General features: G+C 40.3%; 17 protein-coding genes. 11 read left to right on the plus strand and 6 right to left on the minus strand.

What is annotated here, in order from left to right:
• Window positions 1-9: 9 nt before the first annotated feature.
• On the plus strand, window positions 10-1,890 hold the full coding sequence (selB, locus tag ABID56_RS01570) for a selenocysteine-specific translation elongation factor (RefSeq protein ID WP_354218720.1): 1,881 nt from the start codon (window positions 10-12) through the stop codon (window positions 1,888-1,890).
• A 60-nt stretch (window positions 1,891-1,950) separates the two neighbouring features.
• On the opposite strand, the gene selD is transcribed toward selB, so the two are convergent.
• On the minus strand, window positions 1,951-3,006 hold the full coding sequence (gene selD / locus ABID56_RS01575) for a selenide, water dikinase SelD (protein WP_377946531.1): 1,056 nt from the start codon (window positions 3,004-3,006) through the stop codon (window positions 1,951-1,953).
• Between the two features lie 123 nt (window positions 3,007-3,129).
• On the opposite strand from selD, the gene ABID56_RS01580 reads away from it, so the two are divergent.
• The 3 genes from ABID56_RS01580 (at window position 3,130) to acnA (ending at window position 7,688) form a co-directional block, all read left to right on the plus strand.
• On the plus strand, window positions 3,130-3,360 hold the full coding sequence (locus ABID56_RS01580) for an Rdx family protein (RefSeq protein ID WP_354218722.1): 231 nt from the start codon (window positions 3,130-3,132) through the stop codon (window positions 3,358-3,360).
• 71 nt (window positions 3,361-3,431) lie between these two features.
• Window positions 3,432-4,841 (plus strand): L-seryl-tRNA(Sec) selenium transferase, encoded by a 1,410-nt coding sequence (gene selA / locus ABID56_RS01585; RefSeq protein WP_354218724.1) that lies wholly within the window; start codon window positions 3,432-3,434, stop codon window positions 4,839-4,841.
• A 138-nt stretch (window positions 4,842-4,979) separates the two neighbouring features.
• Entirely contained in the window at window positions 4,980-7,688 is a 2,709-nt protein-coding gene (acnA, locus tag ABID56_RS01590) for an aconitate hydratase AcnA (RefSeq protein WP_354218726.1), read from the plus strand.
• Window positions 7,689-7,728: 40 nt separating this feature from the next.
• On the opposite strand, the gene ABID56_RS01595 is transcribed toward acnA, so the two are convergent.
• Window positions 7,729-9,843 carry a catalase gene (locus tag ABID56_RS01595; RefSeq protein WP_354218728.1) on the minus strand — a complete coding sequence of 705 codons (2,115 nt, stop codon included), beginning with the start codon at window positions 9,841-9,843 and terminating at the stop codon, window positions 7,729-7,731.
• A gap of 144 nt (window positions 9,844-9,987) precedes the next feature.
• Here ABID56_RS01595 and ABID56_RS01600 point away from each other — a divergent pair, with 144 nt between their 5' ends.
• The 6 genes from ABID56_RS01600 (at window position 9,988) to ABID56_RS01625 (ending at window position 12,540) form a co-directional block, all read left to right on the plus strand.
• Entirely contained in the window at window positions 9,988-10,659 is a 672-nt protein-coding gene (locus ABID56_RS01600) for a hypothetical protein (protein ID WP_354218730.1), read from the plus strand.
• On the plus strand, window positions 10,659-11,243 hold the full coding sequence (locus ABID56_RS01605) for a TlpA family protein disulfide reductase (RefSeq protein WP_354218732.1): 585 nt from the start codon (window positions 10,659-10,661) through the stop codon (window positions 11,241-11,243). Before ABID56_RS01600 ends, ABID56_RS01605 begins: the two co-directional genes overlap by 1 nt.
• Before the next feature lie 55 nt (window positions 11,244-11,298).
• The gene (locus ABID56_RS01610) at window positions 11,299-11,445 is read left to right on the plus strand and encodes an FbpB family small basic protein (RefSeq protein WP_354218734.1); all 147 of its coding nucleotides are present in this window, start codon (window positions 11,299-11,301) and stop codon (window positions 11,443-11,445) included.
• 55 nt (window positions 11,446-11,500) lie between these two features.
• Window positions 11,501-11,740 (plus strand): small acid-soluble spore protein Tlp, encoded by a 240-nt coding sequence (locus tag ABID56_RS01615; protein ID WP_354218735.1) that lies wholly within the window; start codon window positions 11,501-11,503, stop codon window positions 11,738-11,740.
• Between the two features lie 76 nt (window positions 11,741-11,816).
• Window positions 11,817-12,254 (plus strand): acyl-CoA thioesterase, encoded by a 438-nt coding sequence (locus tag ABID56_RS01620; protein WP_354218736.1) that lies wholly within the window; start codon window positions 11,817-11,819, stop codon window positions 12,252-12,254.
• A complete protein-coding gene (locus ABID56_RS01625; RefSeq protein WP_354218738.1) occupies window positions 12,238-12,540 on the plus strand; it encodes a hypothetical protein in 303 nt (100 codons plus the stop codon). The genes ABID56_RS01620 and ABID56_RS01625 overlap by 17 nt, the downstream gene beginning before the upstream one ends.
• A gap of 578 nt (window positions 12,541-13,118) precedes the next feature.
• Here the strand turns inward: ABID56_RS01625 and yidD are convergent.
• The 4 genes from yidD to plsY form a co-directional block, all read right to left on the minus strand.
• A complete protein-coding gene (yidD, locus tag ABID56_RS01630; RefSeq protein WP_354218740.1) occupies window positions 13,119-13,352 on the minus strand; it encodes a membrane protein insertion efficiency factor YidD in 234 nt (77 codons plus the stop codon).
• A 10-nt stretch (window positions 13,353-13,362) separates the two neighbouring features.
• A complete protein-coding gene (gene folE2 / locus ABID56_RS01635; RefSeq protein ID WP_354218741.1) occupies window positions 13,363-14,280 on the minus strand; it encodes a GTP cyclohydrolase FolE2 in 918 nt (305 codons plus the stop codon).
• Between the two features lie 80 nt (window positions 14,281-14,360).
• The gene (locus ABID56_RS01640) at window positions 14,361-15,533 is read right to left on the minus strand and encodes a CapA family protein (RefSeq protein ID WP_354218742.1); all 1,173 of its coding nucleotides are present in this window, start codon (window positions 15,531-15,533) and stop codon (window positions 14,361-14,363) included.
• Window positions 15,534-15,545: 12 nt separating this feature from the next.
• Window positions 15,546-16,127 (minus strand): glycerol-3-phosphate 1-O-acyltransferase PlsY, encoded by a 582-nt coding sequence (plsY, locus tag ABID56_RS01645; RefSeq protein WP_354218743.1) that lies wholly within the window; start codon window positions 16,125-16,127, stop codon window positions 15,546-15,548.
• A gap of 174 nt (window positions 16,128-16,301) precedes the next feature.
• On the opposite strand from plsY, the gene ABID56_RS01650 reads away from it, so the two are divergent.
• Window positions 16,302-16,715, plus strand: coding sequence for a CoA-binding protein (locus ABID56_RS01650; protein WP_354218745.1), 414 nt, complete (start codon window positions 16,302-16,304; stop codon window positions 16,713-16,715).
• Window positions 16,716-16,762 lie beyond the last annotated feature (47 nt).

Raw genomic sequence — 16,762 nt, forward strand, 5'->3', positions numbered from 1 at the left:
GAAAACAATATGCAAACGAAACAGTATACAATTGGAATGGCAGGCCACATCGATCATGGCAAAACAGCTTTAACCCAAGCTCTTACAGGTGTGGATACCGATCGTTTAAAAGAAGAAAAAGATAGAAAAATATCAATCGAGTTAGGGTATGCACCGCTTTATCAAGATGATGATATGGGACTGTCGATTATAGACGTGCCTGGACATGAACGATTTATCCGACAAATGATTGCTGGTGTGTCAGGGGTTGATATTACATTATTAGTCATAGCAGCTGATGATGGTGTTATGCCACAGACAATTGAACATTTAGAAATATTACATTTTCTAAATGTTGATAACCCAATAATTGTATTGACTAAAGTCGATCTAGTCGATGATGAATGGTTGACGTTAGTCGTTAGTGAATTGGAAGAATATACGAGAGGTACCGTTTTTAATCATGCGCCGATCTATTATGTCGATTCAGTTAGTAGAACTGGTATTGATAGGTTATATGCTGATTTAATGGCGACGTTGGCGGATCTGAAACCGAGGGAGTCGACTGGTTATTTTCGGATGCCTATCGATCAAGCCTTTCACGTACACGGTATCGGGACTGTTGTGCGAGGAACCATTATCGGAGGACATATACATGAAAATGATCGAGTGATTCTTCAGCCTAAGAATCGTTATATTGACATTAAAAGCATTCAACAATTTGGGCAACATGTTAGTGAATCGTCGATTGGTCATCGAACAGCTTTAGCAATTAAAGGGGTAGGTACTGACGAAATAAAACGCGGTGATGTGTTAACGAGCAATGTTAATCAACCAAGCTCTAAACGGATCGATATTGAGCTGAATATTTCTCGTTATATACAACGACCAGTAAAACAACGGTCGCCTATTAAACTACATACTGGAACGAGTGAAGTGTACGGTCGTATTGTGCTGTTTGACCGAAACGAAATATCAGCAACGACTGAGACAGTTTATGCACAATTAGAACTTGATGACGCTGTTTACACACTTCGTCATGATTTATTTATATTACGGCGCGCGACACCTGCGGAAACAATCGGGGGCGGTCGTGTCATTCAGTCCGCAACCAAAAAGCATCGCTTTGGACAAGCCACGGTGAAACAATTACAACAAGAGGCGCAACAAACATTAGAAGAAAGAATAATTGATTATTTGACGAATGATGACCCATTTATCTCGATGGAAGTGTTATGCACTAAACTAAATGTCAATGAATCAGAATTAGTGCCTGTGCTTCAAAAACTACTTCAGCAAAATGATATTCGTGAAATAAATAATCGGTACGTTTCAGACCAATGGATGGAGCGGCAATTTGCAAACTGCCAGACGATGCTCAGTTCTTTTCATGAGACATATCCGCTTCTTAATGGGATGGATAAGTCCACATTAGTTGATAAGGTAGAAGCATCTAAAAGCGTGAGTAAAAGAGTGGTCGACCATTGGATTGAAAAGGGTCAATTCATCCAACACGATCATGTTATTGCATTACCATCATTCCGTCCGTTTATCCCTGATCAAATTCAGCCCTATGTAGACAGTGGACTTGCGACATTAGAACATGATGGTCTCATGGTGAATGAATGGTCTCATTATTTCCTTCAGTTAACAGATAAAGAAATGGAAGACTTGAAACATTTTCTAGTTGAGCGAGGACAGGTTGTAGCATTAAATGATACGATGATTATTGACCGGCACGTGTTTGACCGTACGGTAACAGACTTTAAGCAACACCATCCTAAGAGCTTTACGCTACATGATGCAAAACAATTTTTGCAATTATCGAGAAAATATTTAATCCCTTTTCTTGAAACATGTGATCGTTTGCGTTTAACTGAGCGTGAAGGTGATCAACGATATTGGGTATAAAAAAACGATGGCTTCTTAATCGAGGCCATCGTTTTTTATAATGAATAAAGCATCCACATATTAATTAATGTAAATATGCGGCGTGCGATGACCTTTAACGTCACCAATAATAGTAGCCATATGATCATCATAACGGTTTAATGCATCCACATAGTCGGCAGCTTCGTCTTGATTTAAGGCGATTAATAACCCACCAGATGTGACAGCGTCCGCTAATAACAAACGATTTTCTTCTAAATGAGAAGCAATCGTCACATCGTTAGATAACCAAGACCAATTGGCTTTAGACCCACCTGGGACGGCTCCTTGTTTCAATAAAGATTGAACACCACTTATAACAGGGATGGATGCCATTTCTAACGACAGTTGAACTTGACTGTTAGCAGCCATTTCGTATGCATGACCTATTAAACCAAATCCGGTTACATCAGTCACTGCACTAGGGTGGTATGATTTTAATGTATCTGCAGCAAGCTTATTAAGTTGCGACATCCACTTAATCGTCTCTGCTTGCAAAGCGTCATCCGCTAACCCTTTTTTAATGGCTGTTGTCGCAATCCCTGTTCCGATCGGTTTGGTGAGAATGAGTTGATCTCCAGGTTGCGCACCGCTGTTTAACCAAATGTTGTCGGGATGAGCAAAGCCAGTCACAGCTAATCCAAACTTTGGTTCAGCATCATCAATCGAGTGGCCACCGATAATCGATCCGCCTGTTTCAGCCATTTTATCTTCTGCACCTTGTAAAATTTCGGTCAATATATCAGGTCCATATTGCTGAACAGAGAAGCCGACAATGTTTAATGCCGTTTTGACGTCAGCCCCCATCGCATAAATATCGCTGACAGCATTCGCAACAGCGATTTGTCCGAATTGGTACGGGTCATCAACAATTGGGGTGAAATAATCGACTGATTGCACCATGGCTAAATCGTCTTGAACGTAATAGACACCTGCATCATCCGCTCCGTTTTGGCTATATAAAACATGATCGTCGTTCGATTTTGATTCAACTTGACTCAACACGTGAGTCAGCTCGCTTGGCGCGAGTTTACAGCCTCAACCAGCTTTCGTCGACAGTGCTGTTAATCGAACAATGTCATCACGGTTCCGACTCATTAAATCACCTCCTATGTTAAGGGTATTACAATGTAACATAAAAGGCCATTATTCTAATGCTAGTTGTTGCAAAAACGTTGTATTTTTACTAATCTTATAGACAAACAATGGGGAGGGACCAATATGAGTTATCGTGTATCAATCGAATTTTGTATGCAATGAAACTATGCACCAAAAGCTGCGAGTTTCGCAGATGAATTGTTTACTGAATTTCGTCACGAGATTTCAGAAATGCGCTTGATTCCATCTTCTGGTGGTGCTTTTGAAGTTACCGTCAATAGTGAGAAGGTTTATTCTAAACTAGAAACGGGCGAATTCCCTAAGCTAGAAACGGTTAAACAAAAAATGATTTAATGTTACCTCCATTAGCTATACGGTTAATGGAGGTTAGCATTGTATAAACACGTGATAAAAGAGGCGAGATCATGAACCTATTAAGAGCAATACCAGCTATTAATCGACTCATACACGATAAACGCATACAAGAGACTATTAATCGTTATCATATACCAATGATGACGGTAAAAGATGTTTTTAGACGTGTGACTGATGAGATGAGGGACGTTATTTTACGCGATGAGGCCCCTTCTAACTGGACCGTTGATACAATGTTTGACGAGACAATACAGCGAGGTTTACATGAATTAGTTGATGAGCAAAGACAACGGTTGCAACCCGTTATAAACGGAACGGGGACGGTGATACATACTAATTTAGGCCGATCAAAACTCGCTCATTCAGCCGTTGAACGCGTTCGCATGGTAACCGACTCTTATTCAACACTAGAATATGACTTAACGTATGGGGCGAGAGGGTCGCGTCATGATTTAGTTGAAGAGCGAATAAAAGCATTAACTGGAGCAGAAGCGGCCATAGTCGTTAACAATAATGCTGCAGCTGTGTATATGGTGTTATCTGCCTTTGCTAAGGGATATGAAGTCATTGTATCGCGCGGTGAATTAATTGAAATTGGCGGTAGCTTTCGTGTATCTCGGATTATGGAGGAAAGCGGAGCAAAATTACGAGAAGTAGGAACGACGAATAAAACACATGCTTCAGATTACGAATCCGCTATTCAAGATGATACAGCTATGATCATGAAAGTTCATACAAGTAATTTTACCATGCAAGGTTTTACCGCATCTGTTGATCGGGAAACGGTAAGTCAACTTGCAAAGACGCAGTCTGTTATATCATATGAAGATCTCGGAAGTGGATCATTAATTGATTTATCACAATATGGAATAAGCCAAGAGCCAAGCGTAAATCAAGTTATTCATTCAGGAGTTGACATTGTATCATTCAGCGTTGACAAACTATTAGGTGGTCCCCAAGCTGGCATTATTGCTGGTAAAAAGAAATATATCGATCAATTAAAACGACATCAACTGGCCCGCGTTCTTCGTGTAGATAAAATGACTTATGCTGCCTTAGATGAAACGTTACGCTTGATGCAGACCGATGAGTGGCACCAAATTCCGACATTGCACACGATTTTCAAAGATGAGTTCACGATTGAAGAAGCGGTTAACACGGTCATAACAAAACTACCTCATTTAATTGATTTATCAGTTGCGATAGAGAAAACTAATAGCCAAGTTGGTGGAGGTACATTACCGGATGTAACGCTTCCTTCATATAGTTTAGCGGTTCAATCTCATTCATTATCGTCTGAACGCTTAGCTGAACGTTTGCGCAAAAACACGCCAGCGATTATCGCAAGAGTTGAGAATGATACGGTATGGCTGGACTTTAGAACCATTGACGATCATGAACACGCCATGATAATTGACGTGTTAGCCGACATTGATCAATCTATTAATTTCACATCATAGAAAAATTTTAATTTTATCGTTTTACTTCTATATCGTTTTAATATAAAATGAATACGTGCAGAAATAATGAGTTTTCTGTAGAAAACGGCTAATTATTTGATGAAATGAAATGCTACATACGTTAAGGGGGTAAGTAACATGGTAGAAAGTCATGCTGCGAAAGCGAAAAAGCAGTTTGAACTGAATGGTAAGACGTATAACTATTACCATCTCAAAGCACTTGAGGAACAAGGCTTCGGCAAAGTATCGAAATTACCTTATTCTATTCGTGTGCTTTTAGAATCGGTCCTACGTCAATACGACGGACATGTTATTAAGGATGAGCACGTAGAAAAGTTAGCTCAATGGGCTGATGGGGCTAAAGTGGATGTTCCATTCAAGCCATCACGTGTTATTTTGCAAGACTTTACAGGTGTGCCAGCGGTTGTAGACTTGGCATCTCTGCGTAAAGCAATGGTAGATATGGGCGGTAGTCCAGATCAAATCAACCCAGAGGTTCCGGTTGACCTCGTTATTGACCACTCTGTACAAGTTGACCGTTATGGTACGAGTGATGCACTTCGTAAGAATATGGAAATGGAATTTGACCGTAACAAAGAACGTTACGAATTCTTACACTGGGCACAAAAAGCATTCGATAACTACCGTGCTGTCCCACCAGCTACAGGTATCGTACACCAAGTTAACCTAGAGTATATTGCGAATGTTGTACACGAGCAACAACAAGATGATGGGTCATATGACACATTCCCAGATACACTTGTTGGTACGGACTCTCATACAACGATGATTAACGGTCTAGGCGTTCTTGGTTGGGGTGTCGGTGGTATCGAAGCTGAAGCGGGTATGCTTGGCCAACCTTCATACGTTCCAACGCCAGACGTTATCGGTGTGAAACTAACAGGTAGTTTCCCTGAAGCAACAACAGCAACTGACTTAGCATTAAAAGTTACGCAAGTATTGCGTGAGAAGAATGTTGTTGGTAAATTTGTTGAATTCTTCGGACCTGGCTTAAGTGAAATGCCACTTGCAGACCGTGCAACGATTTCTAACATGGCGCCAGAATATGGTGCAACATGTGGTTTCTTCCCAATTGACGAAGAAACGCTAGATTACATGCGCTTAACTGGTCGTTCTGAAGAGCATATCGAGATGGTGAAAGAATATGCGACGAATAACGATTTATTCTATACACCAGATCAAGACGATCCTGAATTCACGGATCTTGTTGAGATTAATCTATCAGAACTAGAACCAAACCTATCTGGACCAAAACGTCCACAAGACTTAATTCCGTTATCGCAAATGAAAGAATCATTTAACGAAGCGTTAACAGCACCAGCTGGTAACCACGGTTTTGGTTTAGACGAAAAAGATAAAGACAAAGAAGCTGTCGTGAAATTCAACGATGGTAGCGAAACAACAATGCAAACAGGCGCATTAGCAATCGCTGCGATCACGTCATGTACCAATACATCTAACCCACACGTTATGTTAGGTGCTGGTTTACTAGCGAAGAAAGCAGTCGAAAAAGGATTAGAAGTACCTGACTATGTTAAGACATCTCTAGCGCCTGGTTCAAAGGTTGTAACAAACTACCTTGAAAATTCAGGTCTTATGCCATATCTTGATAAACTAGGTTTCAACTTAGTTGGTTATGGTTGTACGACATGTATCGGTAACTCAGGGCCATTACTACCTGAAATCGAAGAAGCGATTGCGAACGAAGACTTAACTGTATCATCTGTTCTGTCTGGTAACCGTAACTTCGAAGGTCGTATTCACCCATTAGTTCGTGCTAACTACTTAGCATCACCACCACTTGTTGTGGCTTATGCGTTAGCAGGAACAGTTGATATCGATATTCTTAACGAACCAATTGGTCAAGATCAAGATGGTCATGATGTATTCTTCAAAGACGTATGGCCGTCATCAGACGAGATTAAGTCTGAAATTGAAAAAGTCGTCACACCTGAAATCTTCCGTAAAGAATACGAAGAAGTATTCAACTCAAACGAAGAGTGGAATAAGATTCAGACGACGGATGAGCCATTATATGAGTTTGATGAAAACTCAACATATATCCAAAACCCACCGTTCTTCGAAGAAATGTCGAAGGAAGCGAAAGAAGTTAAACCACTTGAAAGCTTACGTGTGATTGGTAAGTTCGGTGATTCTGTCACAACAGACCACATTTCACCAGCTGGTGCAATTCCAAAAGATATGCCTGCTGGACAATACTTGATCGAAAAAGGCGTTTCACCACGTAACTTCAACTCCTATGGTTCTCGTCGTGGTAACCATGAGGTGATGATGCGCGGTACATTTGCTAACATCCGTATTCGTAATGAAATCGGTGGAGGCAAAGAAGGTGGCTTTACAACGTACTGGCCAACAGGCGATGTTATGCCAATTTATGATGCTGCGATGAAGTATAAAGAAGATGGCACTGGCTTATGTGTAATTGCTGGCCATGATTATGGTATGGGAAGCTCTCGTGACTGGGCAGCAAAAGGTACTGATTTATTAGGTATCGAAACTGTTATTGCCCAAAGTTTTGAACGTATTCACCGTTCTAACCTTGTCATGATGGGTGTGCTTCCATTACAGTTCCAAGATGGTGACAGTATTGAATCATTAGGTTTAACAGGTGAAGAGCACTTTGATGTTCAAGTCACGGAAGACGTTAAACCACATGATCTTGTTAAAGTAACGGCGACAAGCCCTGAAGGCGAGAAGAAAGAATTCGACGTCGTTGCACGTTTCGATAGTGACGTTGAAGTCGATTACTACCGTCACGGTGGTATTCTCCCAATGGTTCTTCGTCAAAAATTACAAAACGTATAATGATACGATGAAATCCCTGCCGAATACCGGCAGGGATTTTTTATGCTTGTTTCGTATCAATGGTTTCACGTTCCCAGTGACGATGTTTGGATAGTGCTGTTAAAAATGTTTGGGAGAATGAGGATAAATCGTTCGTTCGAGCTGTGATGATGCCAAGATCTTCGAATAATTGATCAGTAGCTTGTTCGGGTGCTGTTTGGAATGACTCAGGTAAATTATTGGCTAATAAACCAACCCCTTCTTGACTCGCTCCGATTGTTTTAGCATGAACGAATATCTCTTTCACAAACGTATTAGCTTCATAATGATTTAACAATTGGTCGATATGTTGCTGTCCACCTGGTATAAACAAACCGTCGTACATGACAGGGTGGGTTGTTGCATAATTTTGATGAACCATAACAGGTTCTTGATTCGCGCTTTTAACCTCACCTAATGTTTGATGAATCACCTCAACGTGAACACCGTTTTGCATCATCTCATTCATAAATTGATCAACTTCATGATACTCAAACCCTTCGCCTAATAGAATCGCAACTTTACGCGTTTTGGGTGAATATGTCGTATTTGCTTGGCTTAAGGCTTGAGAAGGTGTTGGATTTGCTCCGTCATGAACTGGTTCAGGTTCTTTGACCCCGACGCCTCTCGCTATTTGTTTAGCGAGCGTATGACTAACGTGATTAAACATTTCGACAACTTGTTGTTTGATAGATGGGTCTTTAACATTCCCGACTTCAAAATGAAACGCCTTGTACAAGTGACGTTTTTCATGATCAGATAAACTGTTATAAAATAATGTTGCTTGAGAATAGTGATCTTGAAAACTGACACTTTGGCGACGGACTTTAGCACCGTCAACATGTTCTGGGTGATGCTCAAAACCACCTTCACCCGAAGATGACGGCTGTGGATTGTTATGTTGTAACCCATTAGGACTATACGCTACTTTTCCTTGATTAATCGTCATTCTATGAAAACCGTCTCGTTGATTGTTATGCACAGGTGTGATTGGCCGATTAATCGGTATTTCGTGAAAGTTTGGACCGCCTAATCTTAACAGTTGAGTATCTAAATAAGAAAATAAACGGCCTTGTAATAATGGATCATTGGTAAAATCAATACCAGGAACAACATTTCCGATATGAAAAGCAACTTGTTCGGTTTCGGCAAAAAAATTATCTTGATTACGATTGAGGGTCATTTTCCCGACGACTCGGACAGGGACTTGTTCTTCAGGCCATAATTTCGTCGGATCTAAAATATCGAAATCAAAATCGAATTGCTCATTTTCTTTTATGACTTGTATGCCGAGTTCGAATTCGGGATATTCTCCGTTATTAATCGCATCCCACAAGTCTTGTCTATGAAAATCAGGATTCGTCCCAGCCAATTTCTGTGCTTCATCCCACGTTAATGAATGAACGCCTAATGTCGGTTTCCAATGAAATTTCACAAAATGCGTTTGACCGTCTGCATTAACTAGACGAAACGTGTGGACTCCAAAACCTTCCATCATCCGAAAACTCCGTGGAATACCTCGATCAGATAATAGCCACATGATCATATGAGCTGATTCGCGATTTTGTACGACCCAGTCCCAAAATGTGTCGTGCGCTGCTGATGCTTGGGGAACCTCATTATCTGGTTCTGGTTTAATCGCATGAACGACATCAGGGAATTTAATCGCATCTTGTATGAAGAAGATGGGCATATTGTTACCGACTAAATCAAAGTTGCCATCTTCAGTATAAAATTTTGTCGCAAATCCACGTACATCTCGCACCGTGTCAGCTGACCCGCGTGATCCAACGACTGTTGAAAACCGGACGAACACGGGTGTTTTTTGATTGGGGTCTTGCAAGAATGACGCACTCGTTAAATCGTTAAGTGATTCATAAACTTGAAATTCGCCGTGAACGCCAAACCCGCGTGCATGAACAATCCGTTCAGGAATCCGTTCATGGTCAAAATGTGTTATTTTTTCACGTAAATGAAAATCCTCCATTAAAGTTGGACCACGTTCGCCTGCAGTTAGGGACTTTGATGTATCAGTCACCTTTGTTCCTTGATCCGTCGTTAGCGGCTCGCTTTCATTGTGGTTATGAAAGCCTTTTAATTGTTGTTCTTTTGGATTTGGTTCTTTGTGATCACTCATTCGTTTAACCTCCTTAATAAATCCTCGACTAGTTTGCCATGTAAAGGAAGTATTTATTCGGATTCTTTGTCACTTAATCGTAATTCATGACACGAGAAAAGCTGGTCATCATTTGATATGATAGGTGATGGAGGAGTGACAGCTATGAATGATATTATTCAAGTAGGACCACTCAATATTTACATACCTTATTTGTTTTATATTGGCGCAATTTTGTTATCGACGTTCATTGGTGCCTTAGTTTATCGTCGTATGCACGATGGCTCTATTTCCAAAAAACCAGCAGATATTGTTATAGAATATTGGTTTGTCTTTTTAATCGTTTGGAAGTTGTCTTACTTTCTAAAACATCCATCTGACCTCGTGAACAATCCGTTAACTATTATATATTTTGACGGAGGACTTATCGGTATTATATTAGGTTTCATAGCATTAGGATTGTATTGGGTGAGACAGAACAAACGGTTTGATACCCCGTATTTATGGCAAGCGATGTGGTCGGTTGTAGCGATCGTCATCTTACTGATCGCGCAACAAGGTGTGACATTCATTTACGGCGTGACACTATCAGCAATCATAGAAATACTCAGTTATATCGTCATTTTATATCAATATGCGTTTCGTCCGAATACACTCAAACTAACGCTGATCATTAGCATCGTTCGTTGGACAGCCATTGTCTGGTCAGCTTTCCGACTATGGGCTGGTTCCGATTCATTGATGTTGATTGAAATCTTGATCGCATTAACAATCGCCGTCGCAACATATATTAGTGAATGGGTCATGGAACGTCGAACAAAGGGAGGTTATCAATAATGACATTAGCAAAGCGAATAATAGGATTGACCATTATCGGTGTATTAGTCGGAGTTCTCGTGTACAATACATGGTTATCTGATTCATCTGCAGAAAATGATGTGTCAGACGATGCTGTATTTGTTCAACCAGAAGGGGTTGATATAGACACTGACAGTATTGAAGTTGGAGATCAAGCCCCTAACTTTCAACTTGAAACATTAGACGGTAAACAAGTTGAATTAGCCGATTATCGCGGTCAAAAAGTATTTATCAATTTTTGGGCAACCTGGTGTCCGCCATGTCGTGCTGAAATGCCACATATGCAAGATATAACTGAAGAATATGGCGATGATGTTGTTATTTTAGGCGTCAATGCGACATCACAAGAGTCAGATGTTAGTAAGGTTTCAGATTTTGTGAATGAGTATGGCCTTGAATTTCCTATTTTGATGGACGAGACAGGGGAAGTAAATGTGCGTTACCAAGCGCTCAGTTTACCGACAACTTACTTTGTGAATACAGAGGGTGTTGTTCAAATCCCTAGACATGTCGGTCCGTTATCATATGACGATATGGTCGACAAAATTAATGAATTAGATTAATGTATATAGCTTATGGATTGTGGTCATCCTATATAACAAAAAGGAGTCGATCACTATGCGTAAGCGAGACCACTTAACATTTCAAAATTTAATACGAGTCGAAAAAGAAAAGATCATGAATAACCCAGTTGAGCTGGAGAAGATTTATGATAAGTTGGACAAGAGGCTTACGATCTCACCTTCAAAACAAAACCGTGTATAAGGTAATCGCATTGGGATATGCTAACGGTTGAAACAGTTTTGAAGGAGGAGATGTTATGAGTAAGCACGCAAAAAAGCCGAATCCTGATGAGCGCCAGGATAACATGAAGAAAATTCAAAAGAACTTAAACAATACATTAGACAATATGCAAGAGGCTGAATTATCAATGGAAACGGCATCTGATTTTCAAGAAGAAGAAATAAAAAAGAAAAACGCCAGACGACGGGAAGCCATTGATGGCATGCGTCATGAACTACGTGACGAGCATAAACATCAAAAACGTCAGTCGAAATAAGATGACAAAAGACTAGCCAGCGCTAGTCTTTTTATTTTAAAATAATAATAAGCGACGTAAAAAGGAGAGAAACGACATGGTTACGAATGAAACAGACGTCAAAGTACGTTATCAAGAAACAGACCAAATGGGTGTTGTATATCATGCGAACTATTTAGTTTGGTTTGAAATCGGACGGACGAATTTGATCGAGCAGCTCGGTTTTAAATATGCGGATATGGAAAAGGACGGCATTGTATCACCCGTTGTCGACATTAATGCTCAATACAAACGACCCTTAACGTATAGTGAGACGGCAACGGTCAAAACGTCGATCCAGTTTTATGATGGTTTTCGAATTGTTTATGGCTATGAAGTTTACCGTGAAAGTGGAGAATTAGCTGTCACAGGGACGTCTTCACACGTTTGTGTTAAGAAAGAGAATTTTCGACCTATCTCGATTCGTAAGCATTATCCTGAGTGGCATGAGGCGTATATGAAAGCATTGGGTGAGCACGATGGCGTTCGGGATTAAACGAGATGAACTGAAGGCGTGGAAGAGACAAGTTAATGCTGGTCAAATTGCTTTTTTAACTCATTATTGGCTCGATGATCGTTTTCCAGATCATAAAACAGTGACGAAAGCTGGCTGTTGTGATTTAGATACATTAATAGCGTGGGGACAACAATATGGCCTAAAACCGGAATGGATTCACACTGACGAACAATATCCGCATTTTGATTTAATTGGCCAATTTGAAGAAGATATCTTAAAAGCAGAAGGAAAGTTAGATCAATTAAAACGATTTCGTGATGTATAGTATATAGTGGCTCTAAGTCAAATGTTGGGGTATCCAGATGAGGCACTTCTTATATATATTCTTATATATGCCATCTATCATTGTATATCTTTATATTGTTGATACAGTAATACGTTTAGGGACATCCGACCGAATTGCTAAGTTGGTGTCAGGTGAGGAGCGTAGGTGGTGACGCCTGGTCGACTAAAAGCGGTCACGTACTGTGACCAACGTCGACATTAGACCGTCCGGGTCGTCACGGGAACAGCACGCGTCTCGAGACCCCGCAGGCCCCGCTTTTGGGCCGAGAGATGCACCTGCGTCTTCTCGTAACGCTTCGAAGTGGGCTTCCTCGGTGCAAGTTGCAAGGTAGCTTATTCGGTGATGTAGCCTGGCTCGAGCCGTGCCCCTGCATAGAAAACACTGCGAAAAACGAACGAAGTGAAGATTGAGCAGATGTTGCACTTGTGCCTTATGGGTGCAAGCATCCACCGTAAGCGGATCACCTGACACCAACAGCCATCATGCACAATCTTCCTTATTTTGTCCCATTACCTCAACAAATATTTAAGGGCCTATATAGTAAAAGCCGTGGTTTATTAACCACGGCTTTTGTCATCTTTTTCCGGGACGGGGTCGAATCCACCAGGGTGAAACGGGTGGCATTTTAAGATACGTTTAACTGATAAATAAAACCCTTTAAACACACCGAAGCGTTCAAACGCTGTTAAACTATAAGATGAACATGTCGGATGAAAACGACACGTCGGGCCTAACATTGGCGAAATAAAACGTTGATACAGTTTAATTATTCCAATCATGATCCGCTTCAATCAAAACCCTCTATTCTTCACGTTTATCATACGTAATCGAAGCTACGGCATCATGCAAATGAATCGATTCTTCATTGATACAGCGAACATAAAATTGTTGGATCGCTTCAACCTCATATAAATCGCTCGCGACAAGTCTTACCATATCTTCAACGAAACGCGGGTTTTCATAAGCTTGTTCAGTCACCATTTTTTCATCTGGACGTTTTAAAACAGGGTGAATTCGAGCACTTGCATTTGACTCAGCTGCTTCTAACAAAATAGTTTTCCAATCATACGTTTGATCATCGAAATCAGGATCTAATGTCACATCCATTTCAATATTACCACGTTGGTTGTGCGCACTGTATTCACTAATTTCTTTTGAACAAGGGCATAATGTGGTGATTTTACCACTAAGGCCAACGTGAATATCATAGCCTTCTGTTTCATGATAACGGACACGCATCCATGCATCTGCATGATTTAATCCTGCTTGCTCAGTATACGGAGCTTGACGTTCAAAAAACCATGGGAAAGACACGGTTAATTCTGCGTCTTTTTGTTCTAGTCTTTGTTGTAAATCGAAGACGAATGATTTTAATGTCGAAAAGTCAAGCACAAATCCATCTTGGTAATAAGACTGTAATTGCTCTGTGAAACGACTCATGTTCGTTCCTTTAGAATCTTGTGAGATAGACGAAGCGAAATAGAACTGCGCAATCGTCGTTTGTGTTAATGGAGTGTGTTGACTTTTGATCGTGACTGGATGTTTAACATTACTCACGCCGACAGCATCAAGTTCGAATAAAAAGTCTTTTTTCGTATTTTGTAAATCTTTCATTCCTTTTTTATCGACTGGTTTTGTTTTCGGTCCAGGTTCAACTGATCCAAATAATTTATGTCGTTCCGTTTTCGTCGGTAACTGTTTTTTAACTGTGTCGTTCATATCGAGATCTCCTTTCATTGCTTAAGAGAAGAGCATAGGCATATCCTGTATTATACTAGATAAAAATAGCAACATTCAATTTATTGAACTTGAACCCACTTAGGAACAACATCTAATTGATTAGTATATGTCTGCATATGTGTCATTGTATCATCAAAAATGGTGTCAGCATCTGGTAATGAACTGTTAGCAAGAGGGACAACAGAGACATTGTTTAATACATTTCCGTTTTGTTCAAATTCTACAAATGTCGGCATGAGCTGTATGTTTGTAACGGATGATGTCTCACTCGGTCGAATCAATCCTTTTGTTAGTTCTAATTGTAAAACACCACCAATCCGACGTTCTAGCCCCATTTGCCCCGATAGAAAATTACCTAACGAGTAAATGACGACAGATTCATGATGGTCTGTTTTGACTATGTCGACTGGCTGCAAGACGTGAGGGTGGTGCCCAAGGATAATATCTGCACCAGCTTCCGTTAATTTTTGAACTAATTGTCGTTGTTCTTCGGTTGGGAACGGCTCGTATTCGTTTCCGAAATGTAAACTGACAACTGTGAAATCGACCTCGTCTTTCATCTGTTGAATATCATCGACCATCGTACCATCACGCATATATTGAACTAAATAATCGTCTCCATCAGGCCTACGTAATCCATTCGTTCCGTATGTGTAGCCAGTAAAACCAACTGAAATACCGTTTTGTTCGATCACCCTAAGGGATTGTTGATCGTCATAACTACGATAAGCACCAACGTAATCAATCTCATGATCATTTAATAATTCAGTTGTTTGCATAACAGCTTCGCGACCATGATCTAACGTGTGGTTGTTAGCTATTGATACGATATCGACCGGAGCGGCACTTAAAGCATCCGCTACAGATGATGGCGCATTAAAACGTGGATACCCTGATAACCCAATCGTTTCACCAGCTAACATGGTCTCTTGATTCGCAAATGTTATATCTGCTTCTTGCAAATGAGGCATGACCGGCTCTAACATCGGTGTAAAAACATACTCACCTTGTTGTTCAGCCCCGCGGTAAACACGTTCGTGCATCAATATATCACCGACTGCATTTAATGTGATCGATGTTTGGGGGGAGTCTTTCTGTAGTCGGTTGCTGATGTTATGCAGATCACGCGCTGTTACTGTATCTATTTGTGAATTTTGCTGTTCTAAACCGTATATAAGCAATGTTATAAACACCATCAACGTCACAACGGTCCATATAATTAACTGTTTCAAATGATCACCTAATTAAAACCATGAGATTTTCGGTTCAGTTTTATTTTTAATTCGCTTAATATTATCCGTGTGACGATAAATGACGAGAAATGCTAGGACACATGTGACAATAATAAGTGGAACATCTTGCATAATAACAGCTGTCACAACAGCAACGAGCCCAACAAGCATCGACGCTAACGAAACATATTTAAATAATTTTAGAAAGACAAAAAATGAACCGACTAATATGGCAAATAGTAATGGACTAACGCCTAATAATACACCACCTGATGTGGCGACTGCTTTTCCGCCTCTGAATTTTGCGAAGACCGGAAAAATGTGTCCAATAACGGCAAACCCACCTACAATGAGTGGTTCAAGTGTTGGTGCAAAAATGACGACAAGGACAACAGGTATCGTCCCTTTTAATATATCTAAAACCGTGACGACTATGCCTGGTTTGACGCCTAATACACGAAATGCATTCGTCGCACCTAAATTACCACTGCCCTGCTCACGGATGTCGATATGATAAAATAATTTACCTAAGATAAGTGCGGATGGAAATGATCCAAATAAATAAGCGATGACACTGTATAATCCATAAAGCATTGAATCCCTCCTTCTTTACATGATGTAATACTATTTATTTTATCAAAAGTAAACTAGAGAAAGAAGATGATATTGTTCAAAACGAATAATTTGTAGAATGAGTCAAACGAAAGTTGAGAAATGTTGCTAAACACGCTATCCTAGAAATATGACTTTACATTTAGGGGCGATATCATGCAAAATCCGAATCAAGAGACGATGCGTCAAATTTTAGAACAAGCACAAACGATTGCAGTTGTTGGTCTATCGGATAAACCGGACCGTACTTCTCATCAAATAGCAAGCATTATGCAACAAAAAGGTTACCGCATTATCCCGGTAAATCCGACTGTTGATGAAGTGTTAGGTGAAAAAAGCTATGCGAGTCTTAAAGATATTGAAGAATCAATCGATATAATTAATGTGTTTCGCAAACCAGAACACTTAGTTGATGTAGCAGAAGATGCATTAGAAACAGATTGCCGCATTTTTTGGGCTCAACAAGGCATCGTCAATGAAGAGGCACATGATCTGTTAAAGGATCACGATTTTACAGTGATCATGGATTCTTGTATTAAAGTCGTTCATGCTGTAACAATCGGAAATTAACATGAATTATGAAATCTCTGCTTCAGAAGCAGGGATTTCTCGTGTTT

The organism is Alkalibacillus flavidus (assembly GCF_040545925.1).
GTDB lineage: Bacteria > Bacillota > Bacilli > Bacillales > Alkalibacillaceae > Alkalibacillus > Alkalibacillus flavidus.

Bases quoted from the DNA above. Each gene is read 5' to 3' on its own strand.
- selB (WP_354218720.1), top strand. From the start codon at position 10: ATGCAAACGAAACAGTATACAATTGGAATGGCAGGCCACATCGATCAT.
- selA (WP_354218724.1), top strand. From the start codon at position 3,432: ATGAACCTATTAAGAGCAATACCAGCTATTAATCGACTCATACACGAT.
- acnA (WP_354218726.1), top strand. From the start codon at position 4,980: ATGGTAGAAAGTCATGCTGCGAAAGCGAAAAAGCAGTTTGAACTGAAT.
- ABID56_RS01595 (WP_354218728.1), bottom strand. From the start codon at position 9,843: ATGAGTGATCACAAAGAACCAAATCCAAAAGAACAACAATTAAAAGGC.
- ABID56_RS01600 (WP_354218730.1), top strand. From the start codon at position 9,988: ATGAATGATATTATTCAAGTAGGACCACTCAATATTTACATACCTTAT.
- ABID56_RS01605 (WP_354218732.1), top strand. From the start codon at position 10,659: ATGACATTAGCAAAGCGAATAATAGGATTGACCATTATCGGTGTATTA.
- ABID56_RS01610 (WP_354218734.1), top strand. From the start codon at position 11,299: ATGCGTAAGCGAGACCACTTAACATTTCAAAATTTAATACGAGTCGAA.
- ABID56_RS01615 (WP_354218735.1), top strand. From the start codon at position 11,501: ATGAGTAAGCACGCAAAAAAGCCGAATCCTGATGAGCGCCAGGATAAC.
- ABID56_RS01620 (WP_354218736.1), top strand. From the start codon at position 11,817: ATGGTTACGAATGAAACAGACGTCAAAGTACGTTATCAAGAAACAGAC.
- ABID56_RS01625 (WP_354218738.1), top strand. From the start codon at position 12,238: ATGGCGTTCGGGATTAAACGAGATGAACTGAAGGCGTGGAAGAGACAA.
- folE2 (WP_354218741.1), bottom strand. From the start codon at position 14,280: ATGAACGACACAGTTAAAAAACAGTTACCGACGAAAACGGAACGACAT.
- plsY (WP_354218743.1), bottom strand. From the start codon at position 16,127: ATGCTTTATGGATTATACAGTGTCATCGCTTATTTATTTGGATCATTT.
- ABID56_RS01650 (WP_354218745.1), top strand. From the start codon at position 16,302: ATGCAAAATCCGAATCAAGAGACGATGCGTCAAATTTTAGAACAAGCA.